The sequence below is a fragment of the Hymenobacter coalescens genome (assembly GCF_054783195.1).
Map to the genome: position 1 here is coordinate 190346 of NZ_BAAGRA010000002.1, position 17926 is coordinate 208271.

The 17926-nt window shown below is 65.8% G+C and carries 18 protein-coding genes; 11 read left to right on the forward strand and 7 right to left on the reverse strand.

Annotated features, from left to right (window positions below):
- The first annotated feature begins 76 nt into the window (after positions 1-76).
- Both ACYVKQ_RS01990 and ACYVKQ_RS01995 read left to right on the forward strand, forming a co-directional pair.
- Positions 77-544, forward strand: a complete 468-nt coding sequence (locus tag ACYVKQ_RS01990) for a DUF2147 domain-containing protein (RefSeq protein WP_460575076.1) — start codon at positions 77-79, stop codon at positions 542-544.
- 79 nt (positions 545-623) lie between these two features.
- On the forward strand, positions 624-1226 hold the full coding sequence (locus ACYVKQ_RS01995) for a hypothetical protein (protein WP_460575078.1): 603 nt from the start codon (positions 624-626) through the stop codon (positions 1224-1226).
- A gap of 74 nt (positions 1227-1300) precedes the next feature.
- Here ACYVKQ_RS01995 and ACYVKQ_RS02000 read toward each other — a convergent pair whose 3' ends face one another.
- Positions 1301-3361, reverse strand: a complete 2061-nt coding sequence (locus ACYVKQ_RS02000) for a M1 family aminopeptidase (protein WP_460575080.1) — start codon at positions 3359-3361, stop codon at positions 1301-1303.
- Between the two features lie 200 nt (positions 3362-3561).
- Here ACYVKQ_RS02000 and ACYVKQ_RS02005 point away from each other — a divergent pair, with 200 nt between their 5' ends.
- Positions 3562-5811: a gliding motility-associated C-terminal domain-containing protein gene (locus ACYVKQ_RS02005; RefSeq protein ID WP_460575082.1), complete on the forward strand. Its 2250-nt coding sequence runs from the start codon at positions 3562-3564 to the stop codon at positions 5809-5811.
- Positions 5812-5899: 88 nt separating this feature from the next.
- Here the strand turns inward: ACYVKQ_RS02005 and ACYVKQ_RS02010 are convergent, their stop codons facing one another.
- From ACYVKQ_RS02010 to ACYVKQ_RS02020, 3 genes are all read right to left on the reverse strand, one after another.
- On the reverse strand, positions 5900-6544 hold the full coding sequence (locus ACYVKQ_RS02010) for a cytochrome c oxidase subunit 3 (RefSeq protein ID WP_460575084.1): 645 nt from the start codon (positions 6542-6544) through the stop codon (positions 5900-5902).
- 144 nt (positions 6545-6688) lie between these two features.
- The gene (locus tag ACYVKQ_RS02015) at positions 6689-7063 is read right to left on the reverse strand and encodes a hypothetical protein (protein WP_460575086.1); all 375 of its coding nucleotides are present in this window, start codon (positions 7061-7063) and stop codon (positions 6689-6691) included.
- Positions 7020-7268, reverse strand: a complete 249-nt coding sequence (locus tag ACYVKQ_RS02020; RefSeq protein WP_460575088.1) for a hypothetical protein — start codon at positions 7266-7268, stop codon at positions 7020-7022. Before ACYVKQ_RS02020 ends, ACYVKQ_RS02015 begins: the two co-directional genes overlap by 44 nt.
- 176 nt (positions 7269-7444) lie before the next feature.
- Between ACYVKQ_RS02020 and ACYVKQ_RS02025 the strand changes: the two genes are divergently transcribed.
- The 5 genes from ACYVKQ_RS02025 to ACYVKQ_RS02045 all read left to right on the forward strand — a co-directional run bounded on the left by ACYVKQ_RS02025 (position 7445) and on the right by ACYVKQ_RS02045 (position 11768).
- The gene (locus ACYVKQ_RS02025) at positions 7445-8278 is read left to right on the forward strand and encodes a TapB family protein (RefSeq protein WP_460575090.1); all 834 of its coding nucleotides are present in this window, start codon (positions 7445-7447) and stop codon (positions 8276-8278) included.
- 48 nt (positions 8279-8326) lie between these two features.
- Positions 8327-8845 (forward strand): DUF4920 domain-containing protein, encoded by a 519-nt coding sequence (locus tag ACYVKQ_RS02030; RefSeq protein WP_460575092.1) that lies wholly within the window; start codon positions 8327-8329, stop codon positions 8843-8845.
- 99 nt (positions 8846-8944) lie between these two features.
- Positions 8945-10978, forward strand: a complete 2034-nt coding sequence (gene ligA, locus ACYVKQ_RS02035) for an NAD-dependent DNA ligase LigA (protein WP_460575094.1) — start codon at positions 8945-8947, stop codon at positions 10976-10978.
- Between the two features lie 85 nt (positions 10979-11063).
- The gene (locus ACYVKQ_RS02040) at positions 11064-11444 is read left to right on the forward strand and encodes a rhodanese-like domain-containing protein (RefSeq protein WP_460575096.1); all 381 of its coding nucleotides are present in this window, start codon (positions 11064-11066) and stop codon (positions 11442-11444) included.
- Between the two features lie 15 nt (positions 11445-11459).
- Positions 11460-11768 (forward strand): hypothetical protein, encoded by a 309-nt coding sequence (locus ACYVKQ_RS02045; protein ID WP_460575098.1) that lies wholly within the window; start codon positions 11460-11462, stop codon positions 11766-11768.
- 75 nt (positions 11769-11843) lie between these two features.
- Here the strand turns inward: ACYVKQ_RS02045 and ACYVKQ_RS02050 are convergent, their stop codons facing one another.
- Complete coding sequence (locus tag ACYVKQ_RS02050; protein ID WP_460575100.1) at positions 11844-12788, reverse strand: polysaccharide deacetylase family protein; 945 nt, start codon at positions 12786-12788, stop codon at positions 11844-11846.
- A gap of 126 nt (positions 12789-12914) precedes the next feature.
- On the opposite strand from ACYVKQ_RS02050, the gene dapA reads away from it, so the two are divergent.
- Positions 12915-13802, forward strand: a complete 888-nt coding sequence (dapA, locus tag ACYVKQ_RS02055; protein ID WP_460575102.1) for a 4-hydroxy-tetrahydrodipicolinate synthase family protein — start codon at positions 12915-12917, stop codon at positions 13800-13802.
- Entirely contained in the window at positions 13799-14461 is a 663-nt protein-coding gene (locus ACYVKQ_RS02060; RefSeq protein WP_460575104.1) for a hypothetical protein, read from the forward strand. The genes dapA and ACYVKQ_RS02060 overlap by 4 nt, the downstream gene beginning before the upstream one ends.
- Here ACYVKQ_RS02060 and ACYVKQ_RS02065 read toward each other — a convergent pair whose 3' ends face one another.
- Together ACYVKQ_RS02065 and ACYVKQ_RS02070 are read right to left on the reverse strand one after the other, a co-directional pair.
- Entirely contained in the window at positions 14462-15199 is a 738-nt protein-coding gene (locus ACYVKQ_RS02065) for a (Fe-S)-binding protein (RefSeq protein ID WP_460575106.1), read from the reverse strand.
- Positions 15200-15444: 245 nt separating this feature from the next.
- Entirely contained in the window at positions 15445-16296 is an 852-nt protein-coding gene (locus ACYVKQ_RS02070) for a hydroxymethylglutaryl-CoA lyase (protein WP_460575108.1), read from the reverse strand.
- Positions 16297-16560: 264 nt separating this feature from the next.
- On the opposite strand from ACYVKQ_RS02070, the gene ACYVKQ_RS02075 reads away from it, so the two are divergent.
- The gene (locus tag ACYVKQ_RS02075) at positions 16561-17850 is read left to right on the forward strand and encodes a peptidoglycan DD-metalloendopeptidase family protein (RefSeq protein ID WP_460575110.1); all 1290 of its coding nucleotides are present in this window, start codon (positions 16561-16563) and stop codon (positions 17848-17850) included.
- Positions 17851-17926: the final 76 nt, after the last annotated feature.

A 17926-nucleotide genomic window follows, 5' to 3' on the forward strand; every position in this document is an offset into this window, starting at 1 on the left:
CCGTTCCCGGGGCAGGCGGTTTTTGTATGGGCGCCCACCGTCTGCACGGCGTTGTGTAACTTGGGGCATTGCACCAATGACTGCCTCCTTGCCCTTACTTCGTCTGCTGCTGTTTTCGCTGCTGCTGCTGGCGGCTCCTTCGCTGAGCGCCCAAACGCCCGCGTCCGCCACGGCCATGCCCTTGGGCGTGTGGGTGGATGAGCAGGGCGAAACCCAGGTGGAATTCTTCCGCTGCGGGGAGCAGCTCTGCGGCCGCATCGTGCAGCGCCTGCACGCTACCGACGCCGAAGGCCACCCCCGCCTCGATCAGCACAACCCCGACCCGAAGCGTCGCAACCAGCCGCAGGTGGGGTTGACCATCATCCAGGACCTACGCTACAACGCGGCTGAAAGCCGCTGGGATGGCGGCCAGATCTACGACCCGGACAACGGCCGCACCTACTCCTGCTACGTCAAGCCGCTGGCCTCCGACCGGATGGAGGTGAAGGGCTACATCGGCTTTGCCCTGGTGGGCCGGGCGCAGGTGTGGAAGCGGGTGCGCTGAGCCCCGTCTGCCGCTAGCGCTGCAAACTATTTCGGGCAAAGCGTGTTTTCCGCTCGTTTCGAAGTCAGTTCGCATCGCCGTGTTTCAATTGCTACGCCGTTTATTCGAGGGCCGGGGGCCCGATGCCAGTTGGCAGCCGCTGCGGCGCTCCGCAGCGGAGGCGCGGGCGTACGAGCAGTGGAAGCAGGCTCAGGTGTACCGCAACTGGCTGCAGCCTTACTTCAAGGCGTACCACTACTGCAAAGCGGGGCTCCCCCCGTGCCACGGCGGCCTGCGGGTGCAGCGCGTAGAGGGCGGCGGGCGGCGCGGCGCGCTGCTGCTCTATGACCCCAGCATCGGGCCGGATAACTTTCAGCATCTTTTCGACCTGATCCGGGACCGAACGCTGCCGCTGGGCTACTACCTCGCGTGCTCCGACGTGCGCACGCGCCGCCACCCACGCTACACCGAAACCATTGCCAAGCATTTTCTCAAGCCCACCCCCGGCGACTGCCCGGACACGGGTCGCTGCGAGCAGCACTTTGGCACGATTTCCATCGACCTGATCAGCTTCAATGCCCATCCGGGCTTTATCCGGCTGATCAGCAACCCCATCGAGGATTCCGTGTTCAGCCCTGCCCATTCCTTCGATGAACTGATGGAGGCGGTATTTAACCTGGGAGCGGCTCCTAATCCGGCGTAATTTCCTCTAAACGACGTGCGGGGCCCCGGCTGCCGCTCGCAGCCGGGGCCCCGCACGTCGTCGGGCCGGTGGGCTTATTCCTTGACGAAGCGCGACCAGCCCGTCAGCGTGCCGTCGGGCTGGCGCAGGCGCAGGTGGTACAGGCCCGGCGCCAACGCCTGGACGCGCACCTGGGACTGGCTGGTAGGCAAGGCTTGGCGCAGCACCACGCGGCCGGTGGCGTCGACGACTTCGGCCGCGGCCGTGCGCTGCGGCATGGCGGGCACCTGTAGCACGTCCTGGCACGGATTGGGATAAACTGGCAGGCGCACTGCCGCTTGCGCAGCCCGGTTGGCCAGCACCAGCGTGTTGTCGCGCTGGGCCGCGCTGCCGTAATCCAGCACCCACTGATCCGGGTCGATGTCGATGGCAATAACGCTCTGACCGGCGGCCAGCGGTACGGCAAAGTCGGTGGTGGGCTGCGTCTGATTCAGGCGCACGACGGCCGTCTGTCCGCCCGAATAGCGCACGCGGTAGCTCACGTCGGTGTCGAAAAAGGGCGTTACGGTGGGCATGGAAGCGGTTTCGGCTACGCGCAGAAACAGCGTGGTGCCGACCTGATTCCAGCGCACGTTGAACGAAGGGTAGCCTTCGCCGCGGTACCACTGATCGAAGAAGTACTGCAACGACCGGCCGGCTTCCTGCTCGAAAACGCGCTGCAGGTCGCGGGTGCGGGCCGTGCGGCCGCTGTACGTGGTCTGGTAGGTACGCAGGGCCCGGAAAAACTTCTGGTCGTCGTTGAGCAGGTAGCGGAGCATGTGCACGACGGCCGCGCCCTTTTTGTAGCTCAGCCGCGAACTGAAAATGCGGCCTACGTTCGTGGTATCGGCCACGCGCACCGAGCCGCCGGGCTGAAACACGTAGGAACTGGTGTTGAAGTTGTAGGCGTTCTGGGCCAGAAAGTAGGTATCGTTCAGCCATTGGCGGGCGTTGCCGCTGCTGAAACGCACCAGCGACAAGTACTCGCCGTAGGAAGCGAAGCCCTCGTTCAGCCAGATGTCCTCCCAAGAAGCGCAGGTCACGTTGTCGCCGAACCATTGGTGAAACAGCTCGTGGGCCGTGAGCGTGAACGAGAAGCCGTCCTGCGTGGTCATGGTCTGGTGCTCCATGCCCCCTCCGATGGGCGCCATGCTGTGGCCGTACTTCTCGTTGGCGAAGGGATACAGCCCCACCAGTTCGGAAAAGTTTTCGAGGAAGCCCGGCGTGCGGTCAATTTCCGCCTGGTAGTCGTTCAGCGCCGCCTGGTTGTAGACGTAGTTGACAATGGGAATGCGTGGCCCCCCCGTGGGGTTGGCGTAGTTGACGTACTCCAGGTAAGGCGCCACCGCCACCGAAATCAGGTAGTAGGCAATGGGCGAGCGGGAATGCCACTCGTAGCGGTTGCGGCCGCCGGCCACGGGCGTCACGCGGCGCAGCACGCCGTTGGAGCCCACTTTGTTGGTGCTGGCGGTAGTCACCCACACCGTCGAAGAATCGGCCTTATCGGTGAGCACCTGCTTGCAGGGAAACCATTCGTGGGCGCTGAAAGGCTCCGAGAGGCTCCAGGTCACGCCTACGCCGTAAGCTGTGCTGGTGTTGAGGGCGTTGCCGATGGCGGCCGTGTTGCTGAACGGCGCCGTGCCCCGGTAGTAGATGCGGGCTTCAAAGGTGGCCCCGCCGGCCACGGGCTGGGGCAGGGCGGCCGTTACGTCGCCGCCGGCCCGGCGCCACCCCGAACTGCGCTGCCGCCCCACCACCACCGAATCGATGGTGTAGCCCCAGTTGCGCGTCGCATCGCGGTTGAACAGCTCAAACGCCAACGAATCCAGCGGTTGGCCGCTGATGTTGCGTGCCCGGATCACCCCGGAGCCAGCGACGTCGCGCGAGTTGTTGCTCAGCGAAATGTCGAGCTTGTAGTAGAGCACGTCGTAGCGGTCCATCTTCTGGCGGTGCCGCACGGTAGTATTGGGCTGGCGCAGCTGCGCGGCCAAGTGGCCTTGCGCACACTTGTCGCCGCCTTCCCGCAGGCTAGTCAGGGAAAGGGGGGCTGTGGGCACTTGGGCCCAGGCCGCGCAGGTCGAGAGCAAGGCAGCCGCCAGGGAGTAAACAAAGCGCATAAGGTCGGAAAAATGTGGTGCAGCAGCGCACCGGCTCCGTTGCGGGGCCGGGTCTGCAAGTTAGGGGGCAGAATCTGGGCAAGAAAGCGTGCCGAAGTGCAGCTATTCGCCCAATTGCGTTGTAATTTGTTGATTACGCCAAAGACCCGGTTTGTGCTACGCAAGTTGCGCCCCGTTGGCTCGCTTTTCCCCTGACTGCTATGCGCTTACACCTTTACTTTCGTCTATTGCTCGCGCTGCTGGTGCTGGCCCTCGTCGGGGCGGCGCCAGCCCGGGCCACGCACATTGTGGGGGGCGAGCTGGACCTGCAGCACCAGAGCGGCGACGTGTACCGGCTCACGCTCACGCTGTACTTCGACGCCATCAACGGCAGCAGCGGCGCCCTCGACAACGACGCGACGGCCGGTATTTTCGAAAAGGGCACCAACCGGCGCATGCAGGACGTGACGCTGCCGCTCACGCAGAACACCTTCGTGCCCTACACCAACATGGCTTGCGCCATCGGCTCGCTCAGCACCCGCAAGCTTACCTACTCGGCCCAGGTGACGCTGCCGGCGGGGCAATACAACGCCGCTGCCGGCTATTACGCGGCGGTGGAACGCTGCTGCCGCAACGGAGTCATCAGCAACATCCAGGTACCCGGCAACGCGGGCCAGACCTACTACCTGGAGTTTCCCGCCGTCACCCGCGGCGGGCAGGCGTTTCGGAATTCCTCGCCCCGCATCTTCCCGCCCCTGAGCGACTATGCTTGCCTGGGCGAGCTGTTTTACTTTGATTTCGGCGGCCAGGATTCCGACGGCGACTCGCTGGTGTACGACATGGTGACGCCGCTCAACGGGCACGCCAATACGGCCGTGCCCCGCCCCGCACAGCCGTTCCCGGCGCCTTACTCGCAGGTGACCTGGAGCGCGGGCCTGGGTCAATCCAACCAGATGCCGGGCACCCCCACCCTCGGCATCGACGCCCGTAGCGGCCGCCTCACGGTGCGGCCCACGCGCCTGGGCCTGTTCGTGTTCGGGGTGCGCTGCGCGGAGTACCGCCGGGGCGTGAAGATTGGCGAGGTACGCCGCGACTTTCAGCTGCTGGTCATTCCCTGCTCGCCCAACCAGACGCCGCAGATGATTGTGCGCGCCCCGGGCCCCGGCCGCCTGCCCTACCGCCCCGGCCTCGACACCCTGCGCCTGCTCGCGGGGCAGGACCGCTGCGTGCGGCTGAGCTTCACCGACCCCGACCCCACCTCGCAACTGCAGGTGGAGCTGCGGGCCGTGAACTTTCCGCAAAACACGGTGCCGCAGCCCACCGTGCGCCAGGGCACCGTACGCATGCCCGGCCAGCCCGATACCATTACCTCCTCGGTGTGCTTCCCGGAATGCTTCAACACCCGCGGGCAAGTGTATCTGCTCGACGTCATCGTGGCCGACAACGGCTGCAGCCTGCCCAAGCGCGACACCGTGCGGGTGGCCTTTACGGCGCAGGCGCCGCCCAACCAGCGGCCCTTCGTCGCGCTCGTGTCGCCAACGCCGCGGCTGCCCATTGCCGCCCGAGTCGGCGACCTGATCGAATTCGACGTGGAAGGCCTGGACGCCGACCTGGACGCGGTGACCCTGGAGCTGAACGGGCGCGGGTTCACGCCGGCTTCCGTGGGCGCGCGGCTGGTAAGCGTGAGTGCGGCGCCGGGGCGCTCGGTGATGCGCTTCAGCTGGCGCGTCGATTGCCGGGCCGTGGCGCGGGGGCTGCACGAATTTGAACTGCTGGCGGCGGCTACCCCCTGCCAGGAACGGCAAACCAGCCCCCTGCTGGTGGTACCGGTGCAAGTGCAGTACGCCAATACACCGCCGGTGCTCACTTCCACGTTTTCGCCGGGCAGTGGCCCTGGTTCGCCCCCGCTGGTCATCCGGCTGCCGCTGGGCGGCGTGTACGACGCCACGCTCACCGGGCTCGACGCCGACCTCGACGGGCTGGTCCTTTCGGCCGCGGGCACCGGCTTTGACCTGGCCTCGGTGGGCATGACGCTGCGCACGAGTGGCGGCGCGGGCTCGGCCACGGGGGCCTTCCGCTGGGTGGTGGGTTGCGAGGCCGTGCGGGAGGAGCCGCTGGAAGTCACCTTCACGCTCACCGACAACACCTGCGTGCCCGTACCGCAGCAGCGCGTAGTGCGCTTTGAGGTGGCGCGGCCACCGGCCCCCGACTTTCTACCCCCCAACGTCTTCACGCCCAACAACGACGACAAAAACGAATTCTTCGCGCTGCCTGACCTGCCCCCGGATTTCTGCGAGCAACGCTTCGCCTCGGTGAAGATATTTAGCCGCTGGGGCAACCAGGTTTTCCAATCGCCTGAACGCAACTTCCGCTGGGAAGGCCGCGGGGTATCGGCGGGGGTGTACTACTACTTGGTGGAATACACTGACGGCCGCACCTTCAAAGGCACCGTGACCGTGCTGCCTAAGTAACGCGCCCTCAAACACCAGAAAAACGCGACGGGGCCCAGCTGCATGCAGCTGGGCCCCGTCGCGTTTCGGGCGGCTGGCCGGCTTACGCCTAGAATAGAAACAGGAACACCATGAAGAGGATGATCCACAGCGCATCCACGAAGTGCCAGAAGATGCCCAGCAGCCGCAGCCGCAGGTGCCAGTACGGATTGCGGATAAAAACCAGCATCCGAATGCCGTTGCGGGAAGCGCGGACCGCGTGGCCCAGCAACACCCCCAAAAAAATCATGCCGCCGAGCAGGTGCAGCACGTGGAGCACCGAAATCAGGTATACGTAAGTTCCGGAGGGCTCCTGCGTCCAAAACACCCCCTGCTGACTTAGCTCGCGCCAGCCCAGCACTTGCAGGCCGGCGAATACGCAGCCCAGCAGCAGCGTGGCCCCCAGACAACGCGCCAGTGAGGCAATGTCGTCGGTGCGGTACAGGCGCGGGGCCTGCGCCAGCACGTAGCTGCTGAGCATCAGCACCACCGTGCTCAGCGAAAACCAGCGCGGAAACGGGTGGGGGCTGCCCAGGGCGCCGTCCTGCGTGCGGGTATAGAGGTACAGGGCCACCAATGCCCCGAACATCATCGTTACTCCCGCCAGCGTGAGGTAGAGTACCAGCTCCAGCAGCGGCACCCGGCTCCGGCGCGCCGACGTTGGGGTGGGTCGTCCCGCTCCTACTTTATCCTTCCGTTCCTTATCCGAGTTCATGGCCGATGGTGGAGGTGCTGCCCCACCCGTTGAGCCGCCTATGTACCTGGGGAAGAGGCGACCGAGCCGAATGGAGCTTCCCACAAGGTACGGAAAAACGCCGCCGGGGGACAGCGCCACGCCCTGATTTTCGGCGGCAAAATTTTACCCCCGGAAAAACGAACCTATCTTTCCCAGTACGGCGTTCAGCGTGATTTTCGGCCCGCGCCCGGCCCCGAAGGTCACCCAGGTTTTGCCGGCCACGCGCAGGTCCAGCACCAGGCCCAGGCGCAGCATCAGTTCGTTGAGCTGCTGCAGCGGGTCCGGTCCCTTGGGGCCTTTCGGCTTGTGGGGGTCCTTGGGTTTGTTGGCGCCGGTCAGCTCGTCGAGTACATGGGCGCTGGGCAGATTCAGGATGAGGTAAGTGCCGGAAGCGGCCAGCTGCAGGTCGTGGCCGTTCCAGGTGATGACCAGGCGGGCCTCGATGTCCAGCCCGCTACCCACCGATGCCCGGGCTGGTGGTGGCGGGCGGCAGCGCACCGGAGGGCGGGTTGTCGCCCTTCGTGCGAATGCGCAGGGAGCCGTTGAGCCGCCACGTGGTGGGCGCGGCGGGATTTTGCGGGTTGGGCATCTGCAGCTCCATTTGCTCGAAGGTGCAGGCCAGCTCCACGCCGCCCGAAAGCTTGGAGAGCAGCGAGGCGGCCATGTCGGCCCAGTTGGCGGAGGATTGGGTGGAATCAGCCATAAGTCAGCGGCGAAAAGAGGGTCGCGAAAGTGCGAACCGGCCGCAAGAAAGCAAGCCGGGCGCACACTCCATACGCAGCCGGCGCACCGGGCGCTGCATTACCCCACGCGGCCGCTTTTGCGTATGCAGCCTCAACGGCCTCCGCAGCCGTCCTTCCACCCGCGCTTTTTTCGCCCATGCCGCTTTCTGCACACCGCCTCTGCCTGCTCCCTGCTGCCGCCTTCGGGCTACTCATCGGCTGCACCCGCCCCGATGCCACCACGCCGCCTGCCGCTACTGCGCCCGAAACGGCGGCCCAAGCCCCACCGGCCGCCGCGCCGGCGTCCACGGCGGATGCCAGCTGCGAGCAGCCCTTCGGCTTCAACGACGGCACCGAGCTGACGTACCGCCTGCTGGATGAGAAAAACAAGCCCGAGGGCCTACAAATCCTGAAAGTGGCGAGCATCACGCCCCTCGAAGCCGAGAAAAAAGCTCCGGCCTACACCCAGGTGCTCCTGAAAAGCAGCCTGTACGACGTCAACAACCGCCTGCAGCGCAACGACGAGTTCGTGTACCTGTGCCGCCGCGACACGGTGCTAACCGACGGCCGCCTGCTGCTCGACCCGGCCATGCTCCGCTCCTTCCGCGACCGGCGCTTCGCCTTCGAGCCGGTGCACTTGGCCTGGCCCAACCAGCCCACGAGCGGCCCGCTGCCCGGCGGCAAGCTCACGGTGCAAGTCAGCAGCCCGAGCGTGGACATTGCCCAGGTTATTACTTCCGTGTCGGAGCGCAAGCTCAGCGGCCCGGAAAGCGTGGCCACGCCCGCCGGCACGTTTCAGTGCTACAAGGTGGAGTCGCGCTACGAGTACGTGACGCAGGCCCGCGCCGACATGGTCCGCCGCACCGTCAAGCGCGTCACCGATTACTACGCCCCCGGCGTGGGCGTGGTGCGCACCGAAATGCGCGACGCCGACGGCGAGCCGGACCACACCGCCGAGCTGATCAAGCGTACCGCCGGCGACGCGCGCTAACTGCCGCTGAATGCGTAAGTTTGGGGAGGCTTGTTCCATCTTCCCCCTATGAAACGCACCCTACTCGCGCTGACTGCTGCCGTAGCCCTGCTGGGCGCCTGCCAGCAGCAAACCACCCCGGACACCGCTGCTTCGGGCAAGGCCTCAACCGAAACCGCCGCGGCCGCCAAACCCGACGGCCAGACCTACGGCGCCGCCGTTACGGAGGAGGGCGCGCAGCCGATGTCGGCGCTGCCCACGGTGCTCGGCACCCAGGACTCGGCCCAGGTGAAGCTGGTCGGGCAGATTACCGACGTGTGCCAGGCCAAGGGCTGCTGGATGAAGATGCAGACCGCCGACGGCAAGGAAATGCGCGTGAGCTTCAAGGATTACGCCTTCTTTGTGCCCAAAGACGTGAAGGGCCGCACGGTGGTGGTCGACGGCTGGGTGCGCCGCGAGGAAGTACCCGTGGCCGACCTGCAACACTACGCCAAGGACGCCGGCAAGTCGGATAAAGAAGTAGCCGCCATCACCAAACCCGAGCAGCAGGTCAATTTCCTCGCTGACGGCGTGCTCATTAAGAACTAAGGGCGGGATATTTCCGCCGTTGCCGTGGTCAGGACCGCTCCCAACCGGGGCGGTCTTGCTATTTTTGGCCAAGCCCGCTAGCCGACTTTCCCGCCTCGCATGACTGATTTGTTTGCCATTCAGGACAAAATCCGCGCCCTCACCGAGCGCCTGCACTACCTCAACTACCAGTACTACCAGAACGACGTGTCGGAGGTGCCCGACCAGGAGTTCGACCGCCTGCTGCACGAGCTCCAGGCCCTGGAGCAGCAGTACCCCGAGTACGCCCAGCCCAACTCGCCCACCCAGCGCGTGGGCGGCACCATCACCAAGCAGTTTCCGACGGCCGAGCACCGCTACCCCATGCTCAGCCTGGCCAACACCTACTCCGAAGCCGACCTGCGCGAGTTCGACGAGCGGGTGCAGCGCGGCCTGGAAGGCGCCGAGTTTCAGTATGTCTGCGAGCTGAAGTTCGACGGCGTGGCCATGTCCTTGCGCTACGAACAGGGCCAGCTCAGCCAGGGCGTGACCCGCGGCGACGGTACCCGCGGCGACGTGGTCACCAGCAACGTGCGCACCATCAAGACGCTGCCGCTGCACCTGCGCCCGGAAGCCGGGCAGCCGGAGGACTTCGAGGTGCGCGGCGAGATTTTCATGCCCCTTGGGGTGTTCAACGACCTGAACGCCGAGCGGGAGCAGAACGGCGAGCCGCTGCTGGCCAACCCGCGCAACGCCGCTTCCGGCACCCTGAAGCTGCAGGACTCGGCCGTGGTGGCTGCGCGCCGCCTGCGCTTCTATGCCTACAGCTTCCTGAGCAACGGCCGCCACTTCCCCACCCACAGCGCGGCCCTGCAGGCTCTCAAGCGCTGGGGCCTGCCCGTGTCGGACACCTGGCGCCTGTGCGGCAGCATCGACGAGGTGCTGGGCTACATCCACGAGTGGGACAAGCAGCGCTTCGAGCTGCCGGTGGCCACCGACGGCATCGTCATCAAAGTAGACGATTTGCGGCAGCAGGAGCTGCTGGGCTACACGGCCAAGAGCCCGCGCTGGGCCATTGCCTACAAGTACCCGGCCGAGGCCGGGCGCACCCGCCTGCGCGAAATTATTTACCAGGTGGGCCGCACCGGCGCCGTGACGCCCGTGGCCCTGCTCGACCCGGTGCCGCTGGCCGGCACCGTGGTGAAGCGCGCCTCGGTGCACAACGCCAACCAGATTGCCGCGCTGGATTTGCGCCTGGGCGACATGGTGTTCGTGGAAAAGGGCGGCGAAATCATTCCTAAAATCACCGGCGTGGATCTGCTGGCCCGCCCGGCCGATGCGCAGCCCATCATCTACCCCACCACCTGCCCGGCCTGCGGCACCCCGCTGGTACGGCCCGAGGGCGAGGCGCACTACCGCTGCCCCAACGAGCGGGGCTGCGCCCCCCAACTCAAAAGCAAGCTGGAGCACTACGTGTCGCGCAAGGCCCTGAACATCGACGGGCTCGGCGCCGAAACCGTGGGCCGCTTCTTCGACCTGGGCCTGGTGCGCACCCCCGCCGACCTCTACGAGCTGCCCGCGCGCCGCGACGAGCTGGTGAACCTGGAGCGCCTGGGCGAGAAGTCGGTGCAGCGCATGTTTGCGGGCCTGGAGCAAAGCAAGCAGGTGCCCTTCGACCAAGTGCTGTTCGGGCTGGGCATTCGTTACGTGGGCGAAACGGTGGCCGAAAAGCTCGCCGCGCACTACCGCAGCATCGACCCCATCCTGAACGCCTCGGTGGAAGAGCTGGCGGCTGTGCCCGAGGTGGGCGGCGTCATTGCCGAAAGCGTGGCGGCCTGGGCCCAGGACGCGGCCAACCGCGAGCTGGTGGACCGCCTGAAGGCCGCCGGCGTGCAGCTGCAGCTCACCGGCGAGGCGCCGCAGCCGCTCAGCGACCGGCTCAACGGGCTCACGTTCGTGTTGTCGGGCGTGTTTGAGCAGCACTCCCGCGAGGAGCTGGAGCAGGTCATCGTGCGCAACGGCGGCAAGGTCACGGGTTCCATCAGCAAGAAACTCAGCTATTTGGTGGCCGGCGACAAGATGGGCCCCGTCAAGCGCGAAAAGGCCACGTCGCTGAAAGTGCCCATCATCGGCGAAACGGATCTGCTGGCCATGGTATCGGACGGCGGGCTGTAGGAAAAATTTAATCTCGGCCGGCACGTTACGGGGCGGACGCGTTGTTTACTTTGGCAGCACGTCCGCCTTTTCTTTCAGCTTCGCTATGAAACAGCTTCTACCCTACTGCCTGGCGCTGGCCCTGGCCGCCACCGCCTGCTCGGCGCAGGCCCAAACGGCCCCCACCGTGACGCCTGCCCAAACCCAGCAGCAGCTCGCCAAACCCGGCGTTATCCTGCTCGACGTGCGCACGCCCGCCGAGTTCGGCGCCGGCCACCTGCGCGGGGCCCGCAACGTGAATTTCCTTTCCACCGACTTCGCCGACCAGGTCGCCAAGCTCGACCCGAACGCCACGTACGTGCTCTACTGCAAGTCGGGCAACCGCGCTGGCCAGGCCGGCACCCTGATGCTGCAGAACGGCTTCAAGAACGTGGTCAACGCCGGCGGTTTCGAGGCCCTGAAGGCCGGCGGGCTGCCGACGGAGTAGCGCTCCGGTCCGGCCATGGCCGTCGTGTTTGCTACCGGCCAGTGGGTGGGCAATGGCTGGCCCAGCATCGACATTGAGCCCGCCGAGCACCACTACCAGGTGTTCCTGCCGCTGCTGCACTACCTGGCCACGACCTACGGCTTTGCCGCGCCGCGGACCTGCCCGATGCTCGACGGCTACGCGGCTGATTTTTGCCTGAACGGCTCCGAAGGCACCCTGTTTCTCGATAACTGGGGCATGTCACTGGCCTTTGAACACGAGGTAGTGCGCGACCAGGTGCTGGCGCACTTGCAGGCCCAGCCCGGTACTTTCCTGCTCGGCTGAATCTTCCCGAACAACCCCATCAAAAAGCCCCGGCTGCGTTTGCGGCCGGGGCTTTTTGATGGGTGGTCAAGCGGCTTACTTGCCGTCGAAGCTCTGCACAATGCTGTTGTGCAGGGTCTTCGGGCTCCAGTAGCCCGAGGCGATGATGCGGCGGATGGTGAACAAGGGGTCCTGCTGGTCGCGCTTCTCGGCCAGCACGAAGGCGGCTACCATCCCGCGCTTCTTCAGCTCCGGAATGGCCTCGGGGTTCCACAGGCCGAAGGGGTAAGCGAAGTAGTTGATTTTCTTGCCGGTGATTTCCTCCAGGGTCTTGGTGGGCTTTTCGATCTGCGTCACCCAGTCCTGGCCCTGGTATTTCTTCACGTTGTGGTGGTCCCAGGTGTGCGAGCCGATGACGTTGCCCTCGTCCGAAAGCTGCTTCACCTGCGCCTTGCTCATGTAGTTGGGGCGGCCCAGGCTCACCGTCATGATGAAGTACACGGCCTTGAAGCCGTACTTATCCAGCGTGGGCTTGGCCACGGTGAACTGGTCAAGGTCGGTGTCGTCGAAGGTGAGCATCACCGGCTTGCTCGGCAGCTTGGCGCCGGTGGTCAGGTAGGCGTACAGCTGATCGGGCAGGATGGTGTGGTAGCCCGAGTCGGCCAGCATCTTGATCTGCTCCTTGAAGCGCTCCTCCGGCACGATGTAGTCCTTGGCGCCCTTGGAGTCCTTGGCGCGCCAGTCACGGATCTGGTGGTAGCACAGAATGGGCACCTGCGGGCGGGCTAGGATAGCGGCGGCGTTGCCTGCGGCCGAGGCCGGGATGGTGCTCGGATCGGGCGCGGTGGTGGTGACGTCGGCGGGCGTGGCGGCTTTTTCTTCAGCGGCGGTGGCGGCGGCGCCCGACATGGCTTCCGCCGTGGCGTTCGTCGGCGTTTCGGATTCCGAGGCCGAGGCCTTTTCGGTGTTGCAGGACGACACGGCGAGGCCGGCGGCTAGAGCGGCGGTGCTCAGCAGGATAGCGGAAAAACGTTGCGACATGCGGGGGAAGAGGCGGCCGGCGGGGCCTAATGGAGGAAATCGAGCCAACGGAACCGGCCTAAGCCTGACGCGTTCGTACCTTCGCACGGCCGGTTCTTCCCACAAAACTAACGGATTCGGCCTCTCATGCACAAACTTGCCTCCCGTCTTCCCGCGCTGCACGGCACCGGCGTCGCCCTGGTTACGCCCTTCTCCCCCACCGATTTCAGCGTGGATTACCCCGCCCTGCGCCGCCTGCTCGATTTCGTCATCGACGGCGGGGTGGAATACATCGTCATCAACGGCACCACGGCCGAGTCGCCGACCACCACCACGGAGGAGAAAGCCGAAATCCTGCGCGTGGCCAAGGAGCACGTAGCCGGCCGCGTGCCGCTGGTCTACGGCATCGGCGGCAACGACACGGTCGCCGTGGAGCACACCATCCGCAGCACCGATCTGGACGGCGTCGCGGCCATTCTGTCGGCCTCGCCCTACTACAACAAGCCCACGCAGCGCGGCATCGTGGCCCACTACCAGCGCCTGGCCGACGCGGCCCCGGTGCCGGTGCTGCTCTACAACGTACCGGGCCGCACGGCCTCCAACATCACCGCCGAAACCACCCTCACGCTGGCCCAGCACCCGAACATCATCGGCACCAAGGAAGCCAGCGGCAACGTGGAGCAGTGCATGCAGATTGCCGCCGGCAAGCCCGCCGACTTCCTGCTCATCTCCGGCGACGACATGCTCACCACCCCGCTCATCTCATTCGGCGGCGTGGGCATCATCTCAGTGCTGGCCAACGCCTTCCCGCGCAAGTTCTCGGACATGACCCGCCACGCCCTCGCGGGCGACTACGCGGCGGCTTCCAAGCTGCTGTTTGAGCTGCTGCCGCTGAACCCGCTGATGTACGAAGAAGCCAACCCCGTGGGCGTGAAGGCCGCGCTGGAGCTGCTGGGCGTGATTCCCGGCGCCGTGCGCCTGCCGCTGCTGGAGGCTTCGGATAGCTTGAAACAGCGTATCAAAGAACTGTTATGAGCGCGCTGCTGGCGGCGTTTGGCATCCCGGTCGCACTTCTTGGCTTTGTTGCCTTGATGTTTGGCCTTGCCAAATTCAAGCCCATCCAGCAAAAGCCCCAACTGCTCAAGTGGATTCACTTGGGCGGTTGGGGCTTTACGCTGCTGCTGTTTGCGGTTTACGTAGGTTTCCGAGTATCGCTGCGCGGGCAGTGGGCCGATGTAGTGCCGTTTGGCATAGCCTGGCTGGCAGCAGGTAGCTACTTTTTGCTCCGACGGAGGCAGCTCGGTTGGGCTGGCAAACTGTACTTCGGCAGCTGGTTTCTGTACCCCGCTGCACTGGCCGGCGCCTACCTGCTGGACCGCATTTTTTTCGCCCTCGTCTCGCTGCCCGTTCTGGCATTCATTCCCCATACCAGTTATTATACAGGTCCGGAATGTTCGATCCGGGATGCGACGGGCGGCTTTCTGGGGGCACGACGAATCACCCTGCTTACTCCGAAAGGCTTTGTTTTAGAGAAGCATCACGGAGTGATACAACCGCCCGACGAGCTCGGCTCTTATACTCCCGACAGCGTCACCTTGGCCCGGACCGTGCCCAGCTCCAGTTCTGATAGCGTTGCGGTGATGCTGTCTACTGCGAGCGGAAGCAAACGGCACGTTAGCTTTCCGCGGGAGTAGTTACCACCCACTCGCCAGCACATCGGCCACGTGCAGGGTCTTAAGCGGCAGCTTTTCCTTGCGGATGTAGGCGTCCAGGTGCATCAGGCAGCTGGTATCGGTGCTGACGAGGTACTCGGCGCCGGTGGCCAGGGCGTGCTCCACCTTTTGCTGAGCCATGGCCACCGAAATCGGCTCGAACTTCACGGCGAAGGTGCCGCCAAAGCCGCAGCAGGTTTCGGTTTCGGCCATTTCCAGGCGCTCCAGGCCGGCTACGGAATCAAGCAGCTGGCGCGGCTCTTCGCGGATCTGACACTCGCGCAGAGCCGAGCAGGAGTCGTGGTAAGTGTACTTGCCGCTGAGCTTGGCGCGGGGAATTGATGTCACGCCCAGCACGCCGACCAGGAACTCGGTGAATTCGAACACCCGGCGCTGAATAGCCGGAAACTCCGCGCAGCGCGGCGAATCCTCCAGCAGCTCACCGTAGTGGTTGCGCACCATGCCCACGCAGGAAGCCGAGGGGCCCACCACGTAGCGCTCGGCCGGGCCGGCAAAGTCGGTGAGGAATTTCTCGGCCACCTGCTGGCTTTCCTTGCGGTAGCCGGCGTTGTAGGCGGGCTGCCCGCAGCAGGTCTGGGCGGGGTTGTAGTTCACTTGGCAGCCGACGGCTTCGAGCACCTTTACCATGTTCATGGCGGTGTCGGGGAAGAGCTGATCGACGAAGCAGGGGATGAAAAGGTCAACGAGGGCGGCAGGCATGGCAACAGGCTAGGTAGTATCGGCGGCGCAAGGTACAACCCAACGTCATCCTTCATCTGGTGTAGGGCGCAGCCGAAGGACCTTCTCCACTTCTTGCACCAACGGCCCCGCGCCCTCACCAACGTCAGTCCGTTTGGGGATGGCAGCTGGGCTTCCGCGGTACCAAAGTGGCGGCGCATAGTCGGTAACACCGGCACGCGCCAGCGCCTCCGAATGACGTATGTATAGCCCCGTTTCGGTTAATCTCAATGCCCGCCAAACACCGCCTGGCTCATCCCCTGCGCCTCGCGCAGCGCGGCCATATCCAGCCCGGTGGGCACGCCCTGCGCCTGCAGGTACTGCACCAGGTTTTCGGTGGCCATGTTGCCGGTCAGCTCGTCGGCAGCCATGGGGCAGCCTCCGATGCCGCCCAGGGCGCCGTCGAAGCGGCGGCAGCCGGCCTCGTAGGCCGCTTCCACCTTTTCGCGCCAGCTCTGGGGCGTGGTGTGCAGGTGGGCGCCGAACTCGATATGCGGAAAAGCGGCCGTCAGCTCGCGGAAGGGCGGAATGATGGTTTCGGGCGTGGAGGCGCCGATGGTGTCGGACAGGGCCACGATGCGGACGCCCAACGCGTCGAGCTTGCGGGTGAACTCGCCGAGCACTTCGGGGTTCCACGGGTCGCCGTAGGGGTTGCCGAACCCCATCGAGAGGTACACCACCAACTCTTTGCCGCGCTGCTGGCACAGCTCCTGCATCTGCGCCACCTCGGTCAGCGCCTCGCCGATGCTCTTGTTGGTGTTGCGCCGCTGAAACGTTTCCGACACCGACAGCGGGAAGCCCAGGTACTGAATTTCGGCGTAGCCCACGGCGGTTTCGGCCCCGCGCAGGTTGGCCACGATGGCCAGCAGCTTGGTCTTGGTCTGGCTCAGATTGAGCCCGGCCAGCACCTCGGCCGTGTCGCGCAGCTGCGGAATGGCCTTGGGCGACACGAACGAGCCGAAGTCCAGCGTATCGAAGCCCACGCGCAGCAGTTGGTTGAGGTAGGCGGTTTTGGTGGCGGTGGGAATGAAGTCCGGCCAGCCTTGCATGGCGTCGCGGGGGCACTCGATAAGTTTCATGGGCGGGAGCTAGTGGGAACCCGGCAAAGGTAGGCGACCAGTCCCCAACCCGGATGACCCGCGCGGCTACCGGGCAGCAAGAGCCTGTAAACCGCATAAAATGGCACCGGGCCACAACCTTCCGGGCAGCCCGAGCCCCCGACCGCAGCCCTTGGGCCAATTCGAACCCTGCGCCGGCGCCTGATGTTCTGCCCAGGTATGCGCCAACTCATGACGACGTGCCGGCCCGCGAGCTGGCTTTTATCTTTCCTGTTATTATCCCTTGTGCTGGCTTCCTGCGGCAAGCAACAAACCTTGCAGGGCATTTTCAGTCAGCCCCGCACCCCGCACGAGGCCTACGCCCGCAAGCTCCGCCAATCCGGCCTCGACCAAACGGCCCTGGGCCGCGACTGGCTGCTGGCGGCCGACCGCGCCCTGCGGGATTCGCTGGTCGTGCGCCTACCCTTCCGCGAAACGGGGCTGTTCCGGGCTGAGCAGGCCTTCGCCGCCTCGTACCGCTACGCCGTGCGCGCCGGTGAGAAAATCGACATCACGCTGACCCTGGAGCCGGCCACGGCCGACGTGCGCGTGTTCGTGGATGCCTTTGAGCTGGACCCCAGCACCGCCCAACCCCGGCCGCTGGCTTCCGCTGATACCGCGGCCCGCACCTTCAGCTACGTGGCTGAGGACGACCAGCAGCACCTGCTGCGCGTGCAGCCCGAGCTGCTGCGCACCGCCCGCTTCACCATCCGCATCCGCCGCGCCCCTTCGCTGGCCTTCCCCGTGCAGGGCAAAAACGACGCGGCTGCCGGCTCCTTCTGGGGCATGGACCGCGACAACGGCGCCCGGCGCCACGAGGGCATCGACATCTTCGCCAAGCGCGGCACGCCCGTGGTGGCCGCGGCCCCCGGCATGATTACCCGCGTGGGCGAAACGCCTCGGGGCGGCCGCGTGGTGTGGCTGGCCGATGCCGCCAACGGGCAGCACCTCTACTACGCCCATCTGGACAAGCAACTGGTGCAGGCCGGGCAGCTGGTGCAGATCGGGGACACGCTGGGGCTGGTGGGCAACACCGGCAACGCCCGCACTACCCCGCCCCACCTGCACTTCGGGGTGTACCGCGCCGGCCGGGGCGCCGTCGACCCCTTCCCCTTCGTGCGGCGGGCCGACGCTGAGCCGGCCACCCCGCGCACCCCGGCCGAGCGCCTGGGCCAGTGGGTACGCCTGACGGGCGCCCGCACGTCGCTGCAGGCGGCGCCCACCGAGGTAAAGCGCAAGTCGGCCGCCCTGCCCAAAAACACGCCCTTGCTGGTAGTAGGCGCCACCGCCGAGTGGCTGCGCGTGCAGACGCCCGGGGGCCAGCTGGGCTATGTGCCCGCGCGCACCGTTGCTACGGAGGCGCTACGCCGCACCGCCCTGCCCGCCACGGCCGACCTGCTCAGCCACCCCGCGCCCACGGCCGCTCCGCTAGACACGCTGCCGGCCAACACGCGCGTGGCGGTACTGGGCGAGTGGAGCGGCTACCAGCTGGTGCGCAACGCTGCCGGCCGCGTGGGCTGGCTGCGCGTGGGCTAATCCTTCAGCCGCAAAGCTTTAAACTGCGGTACGCTACCCGTATTTCTCGGCCCCAAACAACAGCCGGCCCGCTCCA